The following is a 16475-nucleotide window of genomic DNA, read 5'->3' on the forward strand; positions in this document are numbered from 1 at the left end:
CGCCCGTTGCGGTGCGCGGCATGGCGGGGCTAGCACAGGGCACAAGGATCAGGAGGTTGCCACATGGCACAGGCCCTCACTTCGGGACCCAGGGACTGGCCATTATTCCGGCCGGTGGCCATCGGCCTCGCCGCCATACTTGCGGCCTTCCCGCTCCTCCCGGCCTTCGCCGCCCCGTCCGATGGGGTGCTGCTCATCCCTGTCCAGAGTGGCCCCGCGAAGAACCCCGTGCCCCCTCCGGCCACGGCGCGCCCCGCCCCGCAGACAGCCCAACCTCCCTATGCCCTGAGCCCCGAGGAGGCGGCGAGCACCCCGCCGCTGCAGCCCGGCCGCCCGGTGCAGCTCAGCCTCCGCCGGGGTCAAACGGCCTATTTCCGCGCGGCGCCTGAGGCGGGGGAAGCCTGGTCCGTCGTCACCCGCCGCCTGGGCCGCAACACCGACACTGTCCTGGCCGGGCTCGACGAGAATGGTCAGATGGTGGCCGAGGACGACGATGGCGGCGACGAGAACCTCGCCTCCCGGCTCGAGGTCCAGCCTGGCGACGGCGTCCGCACCATCCGCGTCGGCACGCTGGAGAATGCCGGTGGCCGCTTCGAGCTGGTGCTGACCCGCGAACAGCCCCAGCCGCCTCCGGATTTCGCCACCAGCCAGTCTGCCGCCGCCGCCCGCCCGCCGCTGTTCCTTGGCCAGCCCGTGCATATCCGGCTGCGGCGGCATCAGCAGGCCTTCTTCGCCCTGCCGGAGGACCGGCGCGACCTGGTCGCCGCCACCCGCAACCTCTCCCGCAACACAGACACGGCCCTGGCCCTGCTTGATGGCAAGGGCCAGGTGCTGGCGGAGAACGACGACGGCGGCGACGGCCTCGCCTCCCTCCTCTCCGTCTCCCAGGAGGCGACGGGACCGCTGACGCTGCGGGCCAGCCTCGTCGATGGCGGAACGGGCGAGTTCGACCTCGTGCTGGAGCGCGAGGCCCCCGCACCGCCGCCTGACTTCCCCACCACGCTGGAGGCCGCGCGCGCCCGCGACCCCCTGATACCTGGCCAAGTGGTGCGGATTGAGATGGGCCGGAACGGCCAGGCCGTCTTTGCCCTGCCGGATGGCCAGCCGCTGATCCTGTTCACCCGCAACCTGCGGAACGAGGCCGATACCGTCCTCGCCCTGCTGGATGCCCAGGGCGACGTGATTCTCGAGGATGACGATGGCGGGGATGGTCTCGCCTCGCGCATTTCCACCACCGATGCGGGGCGCCCGGCCGCCTTCGTTCGGGCGAAGCTCCTCGACGGCGGGCGCGGTGGGTTCGACCTTGCCGCCGAAGCCGCCGCGGCACCAGCCGCCGGCCAGGAAGTGGCCAACAGCATCGAGGAGGCCGCGCGCCGCCCCGCTCTCATCCTGGGCGAGGCCATGCGCATCCGCCTCGCGCCCGGGGAGCAGGCCGTGGTCGCCCTGCCGCATGACGGCCGCCCGGCCATTGCCATGACCTTCGGCCTCGGCCGGGACGTGGACACGCTGCTCGCCGTGCTGGATGCCGATGGCCAGGAGTTGGCGGAGAACGACGATGCGGAAGGCCTGGCCTCCCGCGTCGAGGTGCCGGCCACGCCGCGGCCCGCCTATTTGCGGGTCGGCCTAGTGGAGGACCGGGGCGGTGCCTTCAGCCTCGTGCTGGTGCGCCCGACCCCCTGATCAGTCCTCCCGCCCCGGCACTTGCACCGGGACGGGTAGTGGTCCGGCCGCGGCGGCCCGTTCGGCTTCGGCCAGCGCGGCCACGCGGTCCGACAGTGCCTGCCGCGCGGCCGGAAGCGGGCGATGGCGCGCCCCGAAGGCGTCGCGCGCCAGGAAATGGCTGGTGAGGCGCAGCGCGTCCAGCCAGTCCGCGGGCCCGCTCGGCAGGCTTTCCTTCCGGAGGAAGGGCGGCAGGCGCAGCATCCGGTCGCCATAGGGAGCGGCGATGTCGGAACGCACCGCGCGCCCCGACTTCGGCGAGACATGGGTGAGATCGCCCGTGTCGCCCGTCATGGCGCAGCGCGACAGGTCCAGCCCATAGCCCAGCTCCGCCAGCAGCAGCATTTCCCAATGGATGTAGTCCGGGATCACCTCGGCCGCGCCGCGCTGGAGGTGGGCGACGACTGGAAGCAGCCCACGAAAAGCGGCGGGATGCGGCTCGCGCTCCGGCAGTGCCTCGGCGGCGACGGCGCAGGCGGAGGACAGCAGCGCCAGCGCGAGCGGGTCCTCCATGGCCAGCGCCGCGGCCGGGTGGACGAGTTCGCCGCTGAGCGCCCCGAGTTGGTCCGACAGCCGCGCGACCCAGCGCGCCTCCACCAGATTGCCCGGCAGCCAGGTGGCAACCTGACCACGGGAGGCGCCGCCCTTCACCAGCCCGGCATGGCGCCCCTGCTGCTCCGTCAGCAAAGTGACGACGGCCCCGCCCTCCCCGAGGGGGCGGCTATCCAGCACGATTCCAGGCGCGGTCCATTCCATGACGGGAAGATGGGCCTCCGGTGGTAGCTGCGCCACTCTCGGGCGGCGCGGACCCCGCCCGGCGAAGCGCTAGTCCAGGTCCTCGAGCCCGAGGGCACGCAGCCGGCCGCGCTCCTCATCCCAGCCCGGCCGGTCCTTCACATTGAGGAACAGGTGGACCGGCCGCTCCAGCAGCTTGGTCAGCTCCGCCCGGGCACGCTGGCCGATCTCGCGGATGCGGGAGCCCCTGTCGCCGATCAGGATCGCCTTCTGCGAGGCCCGGCCGACATAGATGGTGCAGTCGATGCGGACGGAGCCGTCCTTCCGCTCCTGCCAGGATTCGGTCTCCACCGTGGCATGGTGGGGCACCTCCTCATGGGTCTGGCGCAGGATCTGCTCGCGCACGATCTCGGCGGCCAGCATGCGGTCGGTCACGTCCGACAGCTCATCCTCCGGGAAGAGCCAGGGGCCCTCCGGCATCGCCTCGCAGAGTCGCGTGCGGAGCCGGTCCACGCCATCCCCCGTCTCCGCACTGATCATGAAGGTCTCGGCGAAGGAAAGAAGCTCGGTCAGCTCGGCCGTCAGCGGCAACAGGCGCTTGGTATCGAACAGGTCCGTCTTGTTCAGGACCAGCCAGAGCGGCGGTGCGCCCCGGGCGAGCTTGCGGATGATGGCGCGCAGCGGCTCGGTGATGCCGGCACGGGCATCCACCACCAGCATCGCCAGATCGGCATCCTGCGCGCCGCCCCAGGCGGCCGCCACCATGGCGCGGTCCAGCCGCCGGCGCGGGGAGAAGATCCCCGGCGTGTCGGTCAGAACCACCTGCGAGCGGCCCTCGGTGAGGATGGCGCGGATGCGGAAGCGCGTGGTCTGCGGCTTGTTGGAGACGATCGAGACCTTCGCCCCCGCCAGCCGGTTCACCAGCGTGGATTTGCCGGCATTCGGCGCACCGAGCACGGCAGCCAAGCCGGCGCGCGTCGAGCCCTCGGGCGGCGCGGCGGCGTCTGAGCCTTCCTCAGCCACGGGCCAGCTCCGTCAGCAGGGCCTCGGCCGCCAGCTGCTCGGCGGCGCGCTTGCTGTCGCCGCTCGCCTCCGCCGACTTGCCGCAGGCGCGCACCGAGACGGTGAAGAGCGGCGCGTGCGACGGCCCCTCGGTGCTGACCATGGTGTATTCCGGCAGGCCCAGGCCGCGCCCGAGCGAGTATTCCTGCAGCCGGCTCTTGGCCGACATAGGCGGGGTGGCATCTGCCTCCATGGCCACGGTCCACTCCCGCCGGATGAAATCACGCGCCACGTCGAGCCCGCCATCGAGATAGAGGGCACCGATCAGCGCCTCGGTGCCGTCGGCCAGCACATTAGAACGCTGCCGCAACCCGGTGCGACCCTCGGCGGGCGGAATGCGCAGGGCGCTGGGCAGGCCGATGGCCTCGCCCACCTTCGCCAGCGTCTCGGCGGCCACGAGCACGGCGAGGCGCTTGCCCAGCTCCCCCTCGCGCTCCTCCGGGAAGCGTTCGGAAAGCCATTCCGCCATGCAGAGCGCCAGGACGCGGTCGCCAAGAAATTCCAGCCGCTCGTTCGAATCGAGCTGGCGGCGCTTGGGATCTGCGGCGGAGCGGTGGGTGAGCGCCTGCTCCAGCAGCGCTGGATCGCGGAAGGCGTGACCCAGCCGCCCGGCCAGGGCGGCGACAGGGGGCTTCACGGGGACCATGCCCCGGTGCGGAGGCGGCGCATCACCGCACGCCCGAGAAGATACGGGACCAGCGCACGGCAAAGGGCCAGGCCCAGAACTCATACCAGCTCGCCGAGCCGTCCCAGGAGAAGAAGATGAACTCCGCCCGGCCGACGAGGTTATCGACCGGCACGAAGCCGACATAGTTGGTCGCCCGGCTGTCGAGGGAGTTATCGCGGTTGTCGCCCATGGCGAAGACATGGTCGGTGGGGACCACGAATTCCTGGGTGTTGTCATAGGGGCCGTCATCCGAGGCCTCCAGGATCTCATGCGTGCGGCTGGGCCCGTTGGCGCTGGGCGGCAGCGTCTCGCGGTACAGGCGGACGGTCAGGCGCGGCCCGTCCCCCTCCACCGTATAAGGCCCGACGGCGGTGCGCGTCACTGGCTGCCCGTTCACACGCAGGATTCCCTGGCGCACCTGGATGCGGTCGCCCGGCAGGCCGACGATGCGCTTGATGTAGTCGGTGGTGCCGTCGCGCGGCAGCTTGAAGACGGCCACGTCCCCGCGGGCCGGCAGGCTGCCCATGATCCGCCCGCTGAACAGGTTCGGACTGAAGGGCAGCGAGGCGCGGGAATAGCCGTAGGAATACTTCGACACGAACAGGTAATCGCCCACCAGGAGCGTGGGGATCATGCTGCCGGACGGAATGTTGAATGGCTCGAAGGCGATGGTGCGGATGCCGACGGCAATCAGGCCCGCGTAGAGGATCGTCTTCAGGCTCTCCAGCCAGCCGCCGGAGGACTTCTTGCTCATCGTATGCTTGCTCGCGGCCTCACCCGGCCGGCCGAACGCCCCCAAAATCCCACGAAGGGGGCTCGGGTCGGGCCGCCGCAGGGCCGTTGGGTGCGCCAGATGGGGCGGGCTGTCAAGGAAGCGGGGCCGGGAGGGGCACCGCCGAAATGATCACCACGGCCTCCGCATAGGGATATTCGTCCGTCATGGTGAGCGAAACCTGGGCGGCATGGCCGGGCGGCGTCAGGGCCGCCAGGCGCTCCGCCGCCCCGCCCGTCATCCGCAGCGTGGGCTGGCCGGAGGGGAGGTTCACCACGCCCAGATCGCGCCAGAACACTCCGGCCCGAAAGCCGGTGCCGAGTGCCTTTGATGCCGCTTCCTTTGCCGCGAAGCGCTTCGCATAGGTGGCGATGCGGGTCCGCTCCCCCCGCCGCTCGGCCTTGGCGCGCTCCGTCTCCGTGAAGATGCGGGAGAGGAAGCGCTCGCCATGGCGCCCGATGGTCCGCTCGATCCGGCGGATGTCCACCATGTCGTTGCCGAGGCCGATGATCATGCCAAGGGAACCCTAAAGAAGGGGATCACGCCTTCGCCCGCTCCACTTGCTCGATTCCCGGAAGCGCGCGCAGGGCCGCGATCACGCTGGAGAGGTGGCGCAGGTCCTTCACCTCCAGGTCCACGTTCAGCTCCGCAAAGTCCGAGGCACGGTGGAGGAAGCGCAGCGACTGGATTCGCGCCTCCTGCTTCGCAATGGCGGTCGTCATGCCCGCGATGGCCGGGCCTTCGTTGGAGGTGACCACGGAGAGCCGCGCCACATGCTCGCCCGCAGCCCCTGGCTGGGTGTCCCAGTCCACGTCTATGAAGCGCTCCGGCGTCGCCGCGAAGGCTTCCAGCGTATGGCATTCCTGCTTGTGGATGGTCACGCCCCGCCCGGTGGTCACGATGCCGACGATTCGGTCCCCCGGCACCGGATGGCAGCAGCCGGCGAAGCTCACGGCCATGCCGGATACGAGCCCGGTGATGCCATGCGCCACCTCGCGCCCCTTAGTGACCCGGTGCGGCACCGTCGCACCCGGCTTGCCCCGCGCGCGGGTGAGGGCCAACGCCTCCAGCGGACTCGTCGCCGCGCGGGGTGGGCCGCGCAGCTCCGGCACCGCGGCATGGAGCACGTCGCGCGCCGTGATGTTGCCGTTGCCGACGGCGATGCACAGCTCTTCGAAGCCTGGCTGCTTCAGCGCCTTGACGGCCGGATCCGCGATCTTCTCGGAGAAATCCAGCCCTTCCTGGCGGAAGGCGCGGGCGATGGCCTGGCGGCCGTTCTCGCGGCTCTCCTCGCGCTGGCGGGCCAGCACGGTGCGGCGGATGCGGGCGCGGGCCTTGCCGGTGACGACGAAGCGTTCCCAGGACGGATTGGGCGTGCCGCCCCGCGCCGTGATGATCTCGACCTGATCGCCGTTCTCCAGCTGGTGGCGCAACGGCACGATGCGGCCGTTGATCTTCGCGCCGACGCAGCTGTCGCCGATCTGGGAATGAACGTGATAGGCGAAGTCCACCGGCGTCGCTCCGCGCGGCAGGGCGATCAGGTCCCCCTTCGGGGTGAAGCAGAAGACCTGGTCCTGGTGGAGGGCGAGCTTCGTGTTCTCCAGGAAGTCCTGCGCCTCCCCGGCATTCTCCAGGATCTCGAGAAGGTCCTTCACCCAGGGGAAGCGCTTGCGGTCGCGCGAGGCGTTCACCACGCCGTCGGGCCCCTGTTTGTAAATCCAGTGGGCGGCGACGCCGAACTCCGCCACCTCATGCATCTCCGGTGTGCGGATCTGCACCTCGATCTTGGCGTTCCGCCGCTCCGGCACCGTCACGCCGGTATGCAGCGATTGGTAGCCATTGGGCTTGGGTGTGGAGATGTAGTCCTTGAACCGCCCGGGAACGACGCGATAGGCGGAGTGGATCGCCCCCAGGGCCGCGTAGCAATTCGCCTTGTCGTCGGTGATGACGCGGAAGGCCATGATGTCCGACAGCTGCTCGAACTCGACCTTCTTGGAATGCATCTTCAGCCAGATGCCATAAGCGGATTTCTCGCGCCCCTGGATGTCGATCACCGGTACGTCGGCATCGCGCAGGCGCCGTCGCAGGTCCTCGGCGATCTCGGCGATCAGGTCGGCGCCCTGTCCGCGCAGGAAGGCAAGGCGGGCGGTGATGGTCTGGGAGGCATCGGGCTGCAATTCCCGGAAGGCCCGGTCCTCCAACTCGTCCTTCACCGCCTGCATGCCGATGCGCTCGGCCAGCGGCGCATAGATCTCCATCGTCTCGCGCGCGGTGCGGGCGCGGCGGGGCTGCTGCGGCACGAAATGCAGCGTGCGCATGTTGTGCGTGCGGTCGGCCAGCTTCACGAGCAAGACACGGATGTCCTCGCTCATCGCCAGCACCAGCTTGCGGAAGTTTTCGGCCTGCTTGGTCCGCTCGGATTGCAGTTCGAGTCGCGTCAGTTTGGTGACGCCGTCCACCAGCCGCGCGATCTCCGGGCCGAAGTCCCGGGACAGGACCTGCAGGGTGACGCCTGTGTCCTCCACCGTGTCGTGCAGCAGGGCGGTGGCGATGGTGGCGGCATCCAGCCGGTATCCGGCCAGGATATGCGCGACGGCGACGGGATGGCCGATATAGGGGTCGCCATTGTCGCGCTTCTGGTCGCGATGCGCCTTCTCGGCGACGCGATAGGCCCGCTCGATCATGGCGCCATCGGCGCGGGGGTCGTAGCCGGTGACCAGTGCCGCAAGGGCGGCGCCGGGATCGGCGCCCAGCCCGGCATCGCCCAGCGGGTCGATGCCGGTAGAATTGCCCCGGGCTTCGGGCCCCGTGTCGTCGGGCGCCATGCTGTCGGGCGGGCGGGTGGCCACGCCCTCGGGCGCCCGGACGGGGCCCGCAACGGCACCGGGGGGGTTGGGAAACCCGGCGCCGTCGTTCATCGGATGGTGCGTTTCCGCGCGGTCAGCGGCGGCCGCCCAGCTCGGCGGCAATCGCGGCCTCGAGGTCGTCGCCGGACATGTCCTCGACCTGCATGCCGGCCTCGGCCGCCTGCTCGTCGCTGACATCCATGACGCCGAAGATGTTCTCGTCGGTGGCGATCAGGTCGATCACCTCCTCCTCCACCGGCTCCGGCTCCGGCGCGCGCAGCAGGGACTTGATGATGTCCTGCTCCAGCCCGTCCAGCTCGACGGTCTGGTCGGCGATCTCGCGCAGGGCGATGACAGGGTTCTTGTCGTTGTCCCGATCCACCGTCAGCTCTTCGCCGCGCGATATGGCGCGAGCGCGCTGAGCGGCGAGCAGGACGAGGTCGAATCGGTTAGGAACCTGGAGGATGCAGTCCTCGACCGTGACGCGGGCCATGGCGGACTCCGTAGTTGTGTGCGGGCGAACGGGTCAGATAGAGAGACCCGGCCCCGAAGGCAAGTCCGCGTGAGGGCAAGCTTCTCCGTCACCCAAGCCGCCGCATGGGCGCGGGTGGCAGTTCCGACAGCAGCGTATCGATCGTAACCCCCGCCACGGGATGGGTCCAGCCCGGCCAGACCTCCCGCAGGGGCTCCAGCACGAAGCGGCGCAGATGGGCGCGGGGGTGCGGGACCACCGGGTCCGGCGCGGCCCGGATCAGCGCCCCCATGGCGATGATGTCGAGGTCGAGGGTCCGGGGCGCGTTGGGATAGGGCCGCACCCGCCCCGCCGCCGTCTCAATGGCCTGCAGCGCGGTCAGCAGGGCGGCCGGATTGGCCTCTCCCCGCAGCCGGACCACCCCGTTCAAATACCAGGGGCTCCCGGGCGCAGGCGGCTCGGGCGCCGTCTCCCACCAGCCGGAGGTGGCAACCAGGGACAAGCCGCAGATCCCGTCCAACCCGGCGGCGGCGGCGCGGCATGTGGCGAGCGGCGCCGCTCCGTCCGGACCGGGCAGGTTGGCGCCGATCGCGACCAGCGTGTCGCCCACCGGATCAGGAATACCGCTCCTCCATCCAGGGGTCGCCGCGGTCGTGATAGCCGCGCACCTCCCAGAAGCCGGGGCGGTCCTCGGCGATCACGGTGATCCGCCGGATCCATTTCGGGCTCTTCCAGAAATACAGGTGCGGCACCACCAGCCGCAGCGGGCCGCCATGCTGGCGCGTCAGTTTCGTTCCTGCCCAATGGGTCGCGAGCAGGTTCTCCTGCCGGTCGAGATCGGCCAGAGGCAGGTTCGTGGTGTAGCCGTCATGCGATTCCATGGTCACGAACCGCCCCTCGGGCCGCAGCCTGGCTCGCGCCAGCAGGTCGGTGACGGAAATCCCGCGCCAGTCGTTGTCGTAGCGCGACCATTGGGTCACGCAATGGATATCGTTGCGCCGCTCCTCCTGCGGCAGGGCCATCAGTTCCGCCCAGGACAGGGAGAGCGGGTTCTCCACCAGCCCGTCCAGGTCCAGCCGCGCGGCGGCCTCGTCCACGCTCGGCTGAATGCCGAGGTCCAGCACCGGCCAGTCCGTCACCAGCCGCTGCCCCGGGGGCAGCCGGTCGCGCTCCGGGTCCCCGGCCGCGCCGGTCAACAGCCGCCCTTCCTCCGCCCATCGCTGCTTGGTGCGGACGAGCTTCTCTCGGATGCCTTCAGGGTTCGTCTTGTCGGTCATGCCGGAGAGGTGCGCGCGCCCGCGAGCGGATGCAACCGGGGAATCAAGGATGCGCGTCGATCCAGGCGTCGATGGGCGGCCCCCAGACCTCCGGCCCGCCTCGCCCATAGAACAGGTCATGCCCGTCCTTCCCCCAGGCCGGCAGCAGGTGGAAGCGCGACCGTCCGCCTGCCGCGGCATGGGCGGCCTGGGCGTCGCGCGCCAGCGCGGGGGAAAAGAAGCTGTCATTCGCGGTGGCCAGCCACAGCAGCGGCAGCGGCTCCGCCCCCCGCCGCGCCAGTCGCGCCGCATCGGCGACGAGCAGGTCCGGCCGGCAGTTCACCCCGGGCTGGTCGTTCCGATGGCCGCCGCGCCCGGGCGCCACGGCGACGATGGCGGTGACGCCCGGCGGCGGGTCGGCAGCCAGGGGCAGCATTCCCCAACCGCCCGCAGACTGGCCGATCACCGCGATTCCCTCGGGCAAGATGCCTGCCACACCCCGCGCCCGGATGATCGCAGCCCGCACGTCGCGCGCCGTTTCCAGTACGCCAGCGGCATAGCTGGGTGATTCGCAGGAGCCAAAGCTCTCGCTCCAGGCGCCGCGATCGGCACCGTAGCCTCGTCGGAGAGGCGCCAGCACCGCCTGCCCGCGCGGCAGGAAATGCCGGGCTACGGCGGAGCCGCAGGGCAGCAGCCCATAGCGGGCCCTCGCCGCCCGCCCCGCGCCCGGTGATCCATGGTTGATCACGACAAGCCGCGCCGGCCCGGGTCCCTCGGGCCGGCAAAGCCGCGCGGGAATCGAGCGAACCGAGCCGTCCCCGCCAGCCACGATGACGGTCAGCACCTCCTCGCTTCCCCCCGTGCCGGCGCAGCCAGCCAAGGCAAGGAATGCGAGCAGGCCGAGGAGCCGCATCCGGGGGGTACCTCCACGCGGTCCGCGCTGCGATCCGCTGAGGCCTATCATCCCATCGCCGCCATAATCCTGCGCGATGCGTTATCGGTCCGGCGCTGATTCATCAAGCCGGGCCGCCTGCCGCACCGATGCCATGCCTCCGTTCGCTTCTGCGGATGGCGAAGGGTAACGGGGCATGGGCGCGCGGATGATCGGCTCTACAATGGATGGGTGCGAAACCTGACTCCCATGACCCATGCCCCCGCCGTATCGCGCCGGGGCACGAATCTTCTCATGCTTGGTGGATTGCTGGGGAGCCTGCCCATGGCGGGCTGCGCCCTGAAGCCCGATGCCATCCCACCGGTCGCCGCCGGCCCCAACCGGTTCCGCGAGGGCTCCGGCTCCGCGGCCTGGCCGGACCCCATCTGGTGGCGCGGCGTCGGCTCACCGGAGTTGAACCGGCTGGTTGCCCGCATGTCCACGGAGAACCTCGACCTGGCCGTCGCCTCGGCGCGCATCCGGCAGGCGGATGCCTCGGCGCGGATCGCCGGCTCCGCCCTGCTGCCGCTGGTCACCGCCGGCGCCGACGCCTCCCGCAGCGAAACCGGCGGCCGCCGGGGCACCATCACCACCCGCTATTCGGCTGACCTCGCCGCCTCCTATGAGGTCGATTTCTGGGGCCGGAACCGCAATGCGGCGGAATCCGCGCGCCTTTCCGCCGCCGCCGCCCGCTTCAACCTCGGCACCGCCCTGCTGACCGCCCAGGCCTCGGTCGCCAACACCTATTTCACCATCCTCGAAGCCCGGCAGGCGCTTCGCATCCAAGAGGAGAACCTGAGCGCCGCACGCCGGGTATTGGCCGTGATCCGCCAGCAGGTAGCCGCCGGCACGGCGACCGGCCTCGATCTGGCGCAACAGGAAACGGTGGTGGCACAGCAGGAAGCAGCCGTGCCGCCGTTGCGCCAGACGGTGTCGCAGAACACCGCCACCCTGGCCGTGCTGCTCGGCCTCGCACCGGCGGAGCTGGACGTGTCGGGCGAGGGCTTCGAGGGACTCGACGTTCCCTCCCCGACCCCGGGCCTTCCCTCCGAGCTGCTCGCTCGCCGGCCCGACGTGCTGGCGGCGGAGGCGACGCTCGCCGCCGCCAATGCCAATGTGGCCTCGGCGCGCGCGGCGCTCCTCCCAAGCATCACCCTGTCGGCCCAGGGCGGCTTCGAATCGCTGCTGATCGGCACGCTGCTGCGGCCGGATGCGCAGTTCCTCTCCATGGCCGCGAGCCTCGCCCAGACCGTCTTCGACGGCGGCACCCTGCGTGGCCGGGTGGAGCTGGCGCGCGGTGAGCAGGAGGAGCTGCTGGCGAATTATCGCCTCACCATCCTCTCGGCCCTGTCGGACGTGGAGAGCGCCCTGGCCGCGCTGCGCGAGACCACTGAGCAGGAGCGCCTTCTGCGCGAGGCCGAGCGCCGCGCCACGCGGGCCTATTCCATCGCCGAGGGGCAGCTCCAGGGCGGTATCATCACTCTCATCACCCTGCTGACCGCCCAGCAGACGCTGTTCACCGCGCGCCGGAACCTGTCGCGAGGCCGGCTGGAACGTTTCCAGGCAGCGGTGGGCCTGTTCCGGGCGCTCGGAGGCGGGTGGGGCCCCGGCGCATCGCCGCCGGCACCGGAGGTCAGACGATGAAGCGCGGTTTCGCCTGGTTCCTGACCCTGGTGCTGCTGCTGGGCGCCGGTGGTGCCGGCTGGTGGTGGTGGCACGGACGCCAGGGCGCCCAGGACCCGAGCGCGGCGCGCGACCAGAACCAAGCCCAGGGTCCCCAGGGGCGGGGTGCCGGTTCGGGCGGCTCTGGCCGGGCACGTCGGCCGGGCGGCGGCGTCCCCGTGCCCGTCACCGTGGCCGAGGCAGCGCAGCGCGACGTGGCGCTGACGGTCGACGCGCTCGGCACGGTAGTCCCGCTGCAGAGCGTGGTGGTCCGCACCCAGCTCGATGGCCAGCTGATGGAGGTGAATTTCCAGGAGGGCCAGGAGGTCGCGCAGGGCGCGGTGCTGGCCCGGGTGGATGACCGCAGCGTGCGGGCCGCCCTGCAGCAGGCCGAGGCCAAGAAGGCGCTCGACCAGGCGCAGCTCGCCAATGCACGGCTGGACCTGCAGCGCTACGAGGGGCTGGCGCGCAACGCCGGCGTGACCCGCCAGCAGCTGGACACGCAGCGTGCCCAGGTGGCGATGCAGGAAGCGCAAGTGCAGCAGGACCAGGCCGCCATCGACCAGGCGCGCACCCAGCTCGGATTCGCCACCATCACCTCGCCGCTCGCCGGCCGCATCGGCATCCGGCAGGTCGATCCCGGCAACATCGTGCGCTCCTCCGACACCAATGGCATCGTGACCGTGACGCAGATGGCGCCGATCGGGGTCACCTTCACCCTGCCGCAGCAGGAGCTGCCCCGTCTGATGCGGGCGATGGCCGCCGGCACGGTGCCGGTGCAGACGCTGCCCGGGCCGAGCAACGCGCCGGTGGTGCACGGCACGCTGCTGACGGTCGACAATTCCGTGGACCCGACCACCGGCACGATCAAGGCCAAGGCTCATTTCCCGAATGATGACCGCGCCCTCTGGCCTGGCGCCTTCGTGAACCTGCGGCTGCGGATCGAGGTGGTGCCGCAGGCGACAGTGGTGCCGCTGGTCTCCATCCAGCGCGGGCCGGACGGACCCTATGCCTTCGTGGTGAAGCCGGACCGGACGGTGGAACAGCGTCCGGTGACCATTGGCCAGACGACGCAGAGCGATGCCGTCGTCCAGGCCGGCCTGCAGCCCGGTGAGCGGGTCGTGACCTCGGGCGGGCTGCGGCTGAGCGCCGGCACCACCGTCGCTGTCGCGGATGAGAATGCGCCCAACCGTGTCCCGGGCAGCCGCCCGCGCCGCACGGCGGATGCCCAGGGAACCACCAATTGAACATCTCGGCCCCCTTCATCTCTCGGCCCGTGGCGACGACCCTGCTGTCGATTGCCGTGTTGCTGGTGGGACTCTGGGGTTACTGGCGGCTTCCCGTCTCCTCGCTGCCGGAGGTGGAATTCCCGACCATCGAGGTTTCCACCCAGCTTCCCGGCGCCTCACCAGACACGGTCGCGCTGGTCGTCACCGCGCCGCTGGAGCGGCAACTTGGCCAGATCGCGGGCGTCACCGTGATGACCTCCACCTCCGGCCCGGGCACCAGCCGCATCGCGCTGCAATTCGCGCTCGACAAGGACATCGACGAGGCGGCGCAGGACGTGCAGTCGGCGCTGGACGCCGCGCGCGGCACGCTGCCGAGCACCCTTCCCTACCCGCCGAACTACGCGAAGGTGAATCCGGCCGACCCGCCGATCATCACCCTCGCCCTTACCTCGGACACCCTGCCGATCGCGCGGCTATCCGATACGGCGGATTCGCTGCTGGCCCAGAAGCTCTCACAATCGGCCGGCGTCGGCCGCGTGACGGTGCAGGGCAACATGCGCCCGGCGGTGCGGCTGCGGATCGACCCGGCGCGCCTCGCCGCCTATGGGCTTTCGATGGCCAATATTCGCACGGCGGTGAGCGGCGCCAATGCCAACACGCCGAAGGGTTCGCTGGACGGGCCGCGCCAGGCCTCCACCATCATGGCCAACGACCAGATCAGCGCCCCCTCCGAATTCGCCGACATCATCGTGGCCTATCGCAACGAGGCCCCGATCCGCCTGCACGACCTGGGCCAGGCGGTGGAGGGCCTGGAGAATGACCGCAACGCCGCCTGGTTCAACGGTGACCCGGCGGTGATCCTGGACGTGCAGCGCCAGCCCGGCGCCAATATCGTGGACACCGTGGCGCGGATCCGCGCGCAGCTTCCCGTGCTGGAGCGCGGCTTGCCCGCCGACATCCGCATGTCCGTCGTCTCGGACCGCACCGAAACCATCAAGGCCTCCGTGCGGGAGGTGGAGCTGACGCTGGTGCTCTCCACCGTTCTGGTGGTGGGGGTGATCTGGCTGTTCCTGCATTCGGGGCGCGCCATGATCGTCCCCGCCGTCTCCCTCCCGCTGTCCATCATCGGCACATTCGCCGTCATGTCCTGGCTGGGCTTCTCGCTCGACAACCTCTCCCTGATGGCGCTGGTGATCGCGACGGGCTTCGTCGTGGACGACGCCATCGTCATGATCGAGAACATCGTCCGCCATATCGAGGAGGGGATGGAACCGCTCGCGGCGACCTATCTCGGCGCGAAGGGCATCGCCTTCACCATCATCTCCCTCACCGTTTCTCTCATCGCGGTCTTCATCCCTCTGCTCTTCATGGAGGGGGTGGTCGGGAGGCTGTTCCGGGAGTTTGCCCAGACGCTGACAGCCACGGTGCTTGTCTCCATGGTCGTCTCCCTCACCCTCACGCCGATGATGTGCGCCCTGCTGCTGCGCCCTGCGACGAGCAAGCGGAACTGGATCTCACGCGCCTCGGACCGGGTCTTCGACAGCGTGCTGAGCGGCTACCGCCGCGCGCTGGGCGTCACCCTGCGCTTCCAGGCGCTGACCCTTCTGGTGGCGCTGGGCACGCTCGGGCTGACCGTCTGGCTCTACATCATCATCCCCAAGGGCTTCCTGCCGGCGCAGGATACCGGGCTGGTCCAGATCGCGACCGAGGCCCCCGGCGACGTCTCCTTCACCCGCATGTCGGCCCTCCAGCGCGAGGTGGCGGAGGTGGTGCGGAGCGACCCGGCGGTGCAGGCCACTACCTCTGTCGTCGGCGCCGGCACCATCAACGCCACGCTGAACGGCGGCAGCGTGACCGCCGTGCTGCGCCCGCGCGAGGAGCGCTCGGAAAGCGCCCAGGAGATCATCGCGCGCCTCGCCCCGCGGCTGGCGGCGATCCCGGGCATCGTCAGCTACCCCCGCGCCGTGCAGGACATCCAGATCGGCGCGCGGGCCAGCACCACCCAGTACCAGTTCACCATCGTGGACGCGGATGCGGCGGAGCTGGCGGCCTGGTCGCCCCGCATCCTAGCCGCGCTGAGAAACCTGCCGGAGCTGCTCGACCTGTCCAGCGACCAGCAGCAGGAAGGGCTGCGCATCGCCGTGGATGTGGACCGCGCCCGCGCCGGGCGGCTGGGCGTGAGCATGCAGACGATCGACGACGCGCTCTACGACGCATTCGGCCAGCGCCAGATCTCGACCATCTACGCCCAGAACAACCAGTACCGCGTGATCCTGGAGGCCTCGGAGGACTTCCTGACCGATCCCCACCGGCTCGGCCTTCTGCGCGTCGCCGGCAGCACGGATGGAACGGCCAGCGTCGTGCCGCTGTCGGAAATCGCCCGCATCAGCCGCAGCTCCGGCCCGCTGCAGGTGACGCGGGAGAACCAGTTCCCCGCTGTCACCTACTCCTTCAATCTCGCCGAGGGCGTGGCGCTCGGGCAGGGCATCGCGGCCGTCGAAGGGGCGCTCCGGCAGCTCGGCGTGCCCCCCACCATCACCGGGCGCTTCGCCGGGGATGCGGCGGAGTTCAGCTCCTCGTTGAGGAGCCAACCCTGGCTGATCCTGGCGGCGCTGGTCGTGATCTACATCACCCTCGGCGTGCTCTACGAAAGCCTGGTCCACCCGCTCACCATCATCTCCACCCTTCCCTCCGCAGGGATTGGGGCGCTGCTGGCGCTGGAGCTTTTCGGGCTCGACCTCTCGGTGGTGGGCATCATCGGCATCCTGCTGCTGATGGGCATCGTGAAGAAGAACGCGATCATGATGATCGACTTCGCGCTCGACGCGCAGCGCGAGCGTGGCCTGCCGCCGCGCGAGGCGATCTTCGAGGCCGCCATGCTGCGCTTCCGCCCGATCACCATGACCACCCTGGCGGCACTTCTCGGCGCTCTGCCCCTGGTGTTCGGCCATGGCGCCGGCTCGGAGCTGCGCCTGCCGCTCGGCGTCTCCATTGTCGGCGGGCTGCTGCTCTCGCAGCTGGTGACGCTCTTCACCACGCCCTCGGTCTATCTGGCGCTGGAGTGGGTCCGGGCACGGCTGCAGCGCCACCCTGCCCCGGCCGCGGCACCCGCCGAGTGAACCCG

Annotated in this window: 14 protein-coding genes; 4 read left to right on the forward strand and 10 right to left on the reverse strand. The window is 70.5% G+C overall.

Features of this window, described 5'->3' with window-relative positions:
* Positions 1-63 precede the first annotated feature (63 nt).
* Positions 64-1680 carry a hypothetical protein gene (locus GSE44_RS10885; RefSeq protein WP_159348820.1) on the forward strand — a complete coding sequence of 539 codons (1617 nt, stop codon included), beginning with the start codon at positions 64-66 and terminating at the stop codon, positions 1678-1680.
* Here GSE44_RS10885 and recO read toward each other — a convergent pair whose 3' ends face one another.
* The 10 genes from recO to GSE44_RS10935 form a co-directional block, all read right to left on the reverse strand.
* The gene (gene recO, locus GSE44_RS10890; protein ID WP_159348821.1) at positions 1681-2475 is read right to left on the reverse strand and encodes a DNA repair protein RecO; all 795 of its coding nucleotides are present in this window, start codon (positions 2473-2475) and stop codon (positions 1681-1683) included.
* Positions 2476-2544: 69 nt separating this feature from the next.
* Positions 2545-3477, reverse strand: a complete 933-nt coding sequence (gene era / locus GSE44_RS10895) for a GTPase Era (RefSeq protein WP_159348822.1) — start codon at positions 3475-3477, stop codon at positions 2545-2547.
* On the reverse strand, positions 3470-4162 hold the full coding sequence (gene rnc, locus GSE44_RS10900; protein WP_159348823.1) for a ribonuclease III: 693 nt from the start codon (positions 4160-4162) through the stop codon (positions 3470-3472). Before rnc ends, era begins: the two co-directional genes overlap by 8 nt.
* Positions 4163-4184: 22 nt before the next feature.
* Entirely contained in the window at positions 4185-4937 is a 753-nt protein-coding gene (gene lepB / locus GSE44_RS10905; protein WP_159348824.1) for a signal peptidase I, read from the reverse strand.
* A gap of 112 nt (positions 4938-5049) precedes the next feature.
* Positions 5050-5469, reverse strand: coding sequence for a holo-ACP synthase (acpS, locus tag GSE44_RS10910; RefSeq protein WP_159348825.1), 420 nt, complete (start codon positions 5467-5469; stop codon positions 5050-5052).
* Positions 5470-5494: 25 nt separating this feature from the next.
* A complete protein-coding gene (locus GSE44_RS10915) occupies positions 5495-7873 on the reverse strand; it encodes a RelA/SpoT family protein (RefSeq protein ID WP_235924708.1) in 2379 nt (792 codons plus the stop codon).
* Between the two features lie 22 nt (positions 7874-7895).
* The gene (gene rpoZ / locus GSE44_RS10920; RefSeq protein WP_159348826.1) at positions 7896-8294 is read right to left on the reverse strand and encodes a DNA-directed RNA polymerase subunit omega; all 399 of its coding nucleotides are present in this window, start codon (positions 8292-8294) and stop codon (positions 7896-7898) included.
* 88 nt (positions 8295-8382) lie between these two features.
* Positions 8383-8883, reverse strand: a complete 501-nt coding sequence (folK, locus tag GSE44_RS10925) for a 2-amino-4-hydroxy-6-hydroxymethyldihydropteridine diphosphokinase (RefSeq protein ID WP_235924709.1) — start codon at positions 8881-8883, stop codon at positions 8383-8385.
* A 4-nt stretch (positions 8884-8887) separates the two neighbouring features.
* Positions 8888-9550, reverse strand: a complete 663-nt coding sequence (locus tag GSE44_RS10930) for a sulfite oxidase-like oxidoreductase (protein ID WP_159348827.1) — start codon at positions 9548-9550, stop codon at positions 8888-8890.
* 43 nt (positions 9551-9593) lie between these two features.
* Positions 9594-10442: an alpha/beta hydrolase family protein gene (locus GSE44_RS10935; protein WP_159348828.1), complete on the reverse strand. Its 849-nt coding sequence runs from the start codon at positions 10440-10442 to the stop codon at positions 9594-9596.
* A gap of 228 nt (positions 10443-10670) precedes the next feature.
* Between GSE44_RS10935 and GSE44_RS10940 the strand changes: the two genes are divergently transcribed.
* From GSE44_RS10940 to GSE44_RS10950, 3 genes are read left to right on the forward strand one after another with little or no spacing between them, the layout of a single operon-like run.
* Complete coding sequence (locus GSE44_RS10940) at positions 10671-12104, forward strand: efflux transporter outer membrane subunit (RefSeq protein WP_235924710.1); 1434 nt, start codon at positions 10671-10673, stop codon at positions 12102-12104.
* Complete coding sequence (locus GSE44_RS10945; RefSeq protein ID WP_159348829.1) at positions 12101-13369, forward strand: efflux RND transporter periplasmic adaptor subunit; 1269 nt, start codon at positions 12101-12103, stop codon at positions 13367-13369. Before GSE44_RS10940 ends, GSE44_RS10945 begins: the two co-directional genes overlap by 4 nt.
* Positions 13366-16470, forward strand: coding sequence for an efflux RND transporter permease subunit (locus tag GSE44_RS10950; RefSeq protein WP_159348830.1), 3105 nt, complete (start codon positions 13366-13368; stop codon positions 16468-16470). Before GSE44_RS10945 ends, GSE44_RS10950 begins: the two co-directional genes overlap by 4 nt.
* The last annotated feature ends 5 nt before the right edge of the window (positions 16471-16475 follow it).

Origin of the sequence: Muricoccus harenae (genome assembly GCF_009848505.1) — a bacterium.
Classification (GTDB): domain Bacteria; phylum Pseudomonadota; class Alphaproteobacteria; order Acetobacterales; family Acetobacteraceae; genus Roseomonas; species Roseomonas harenae.

Excerpts from the sequence above, each read along its gene's own strand:
- GSE44_RS10930 (WP_159348827.1), bottom strand. The coding sequence starts at position 9,550 with ATGACCGACAAGACGAACCCTGAAGGCATCCGAGAGAAGCTCGTCCGC.
- GSE44_RS10935 (WP_159348828.1), bottom strand. The coding sequence starts at position 10,442 with ATGCGGCTCCTCGGCCTGCTCGCATTCCTTGCCTTGGCTGGCTGCGCC.
- GSE44_RS10940 (WP_235924710.1), top strand. The coding sequence starts at position 10,671 with ATGACCCATGCCCCCGCCGTATCGCGCCGGGGCACGAATCTTCTCATG.
- GSE44_RS10885 (WP_159348820.1), top strand. The coding sequence starts at position 64 with ATGGCACAGGCCCTCACTTCGGGACCCAGGGACTGGCCATTATTCCGG.
- GSE44_RS10945 (WP_159348829.1), top strand. The coding sequence starts at position 12,101 with ATGAAGCGCGGTTTCGCCTGGTTCCTGACCCTGGTGCTGCTGCTGGGC.
- acpS (WP_159348825.1), bottom strand. The coding sequence starts at position 5,469 with ATGATCATCGGCCTCGGCAACGACATGGTGGACATCCGCCGGATCGAG.
- GSE44_RS10915 (WP_235924708.1), bottom strand. The coding sequence starts at position 7,873 with ATGAACGACGGCGCCGGGTTTCCCAACCCCCCCGGTGCCGTTGCGGGC.
- rpoZ (WP_159348826.1), bottom strand. The coding sequence starts at position 8,294 with ATGGCCCGCGTCACGGTCGAGGACTGCATCCTCCAGGTTCCTAACCGA.
- lepB (WP_159348824.1), bottom strand. The coding sequence starts at position 4,937 with ATGAGCAAGAAGTCCTCCGGCGGCTGGCTGGAGAGCCTGAAGACGATC.
- recO (WP_159348821.1), bottom strand. The coding sequence starts at position 2,475 with ATGGAATGGACCGCGCCTGGAATCGTGCTGGATAGCCGCCCCCTCGGG.
- rnc (WP_159348823.1), bottom strand. The coding sequence starts at position 4,162 with ATGGTCCCCGTGAAGCCCCCTGTCGCCGCCCTGGCCGGGCGGCTGGGT.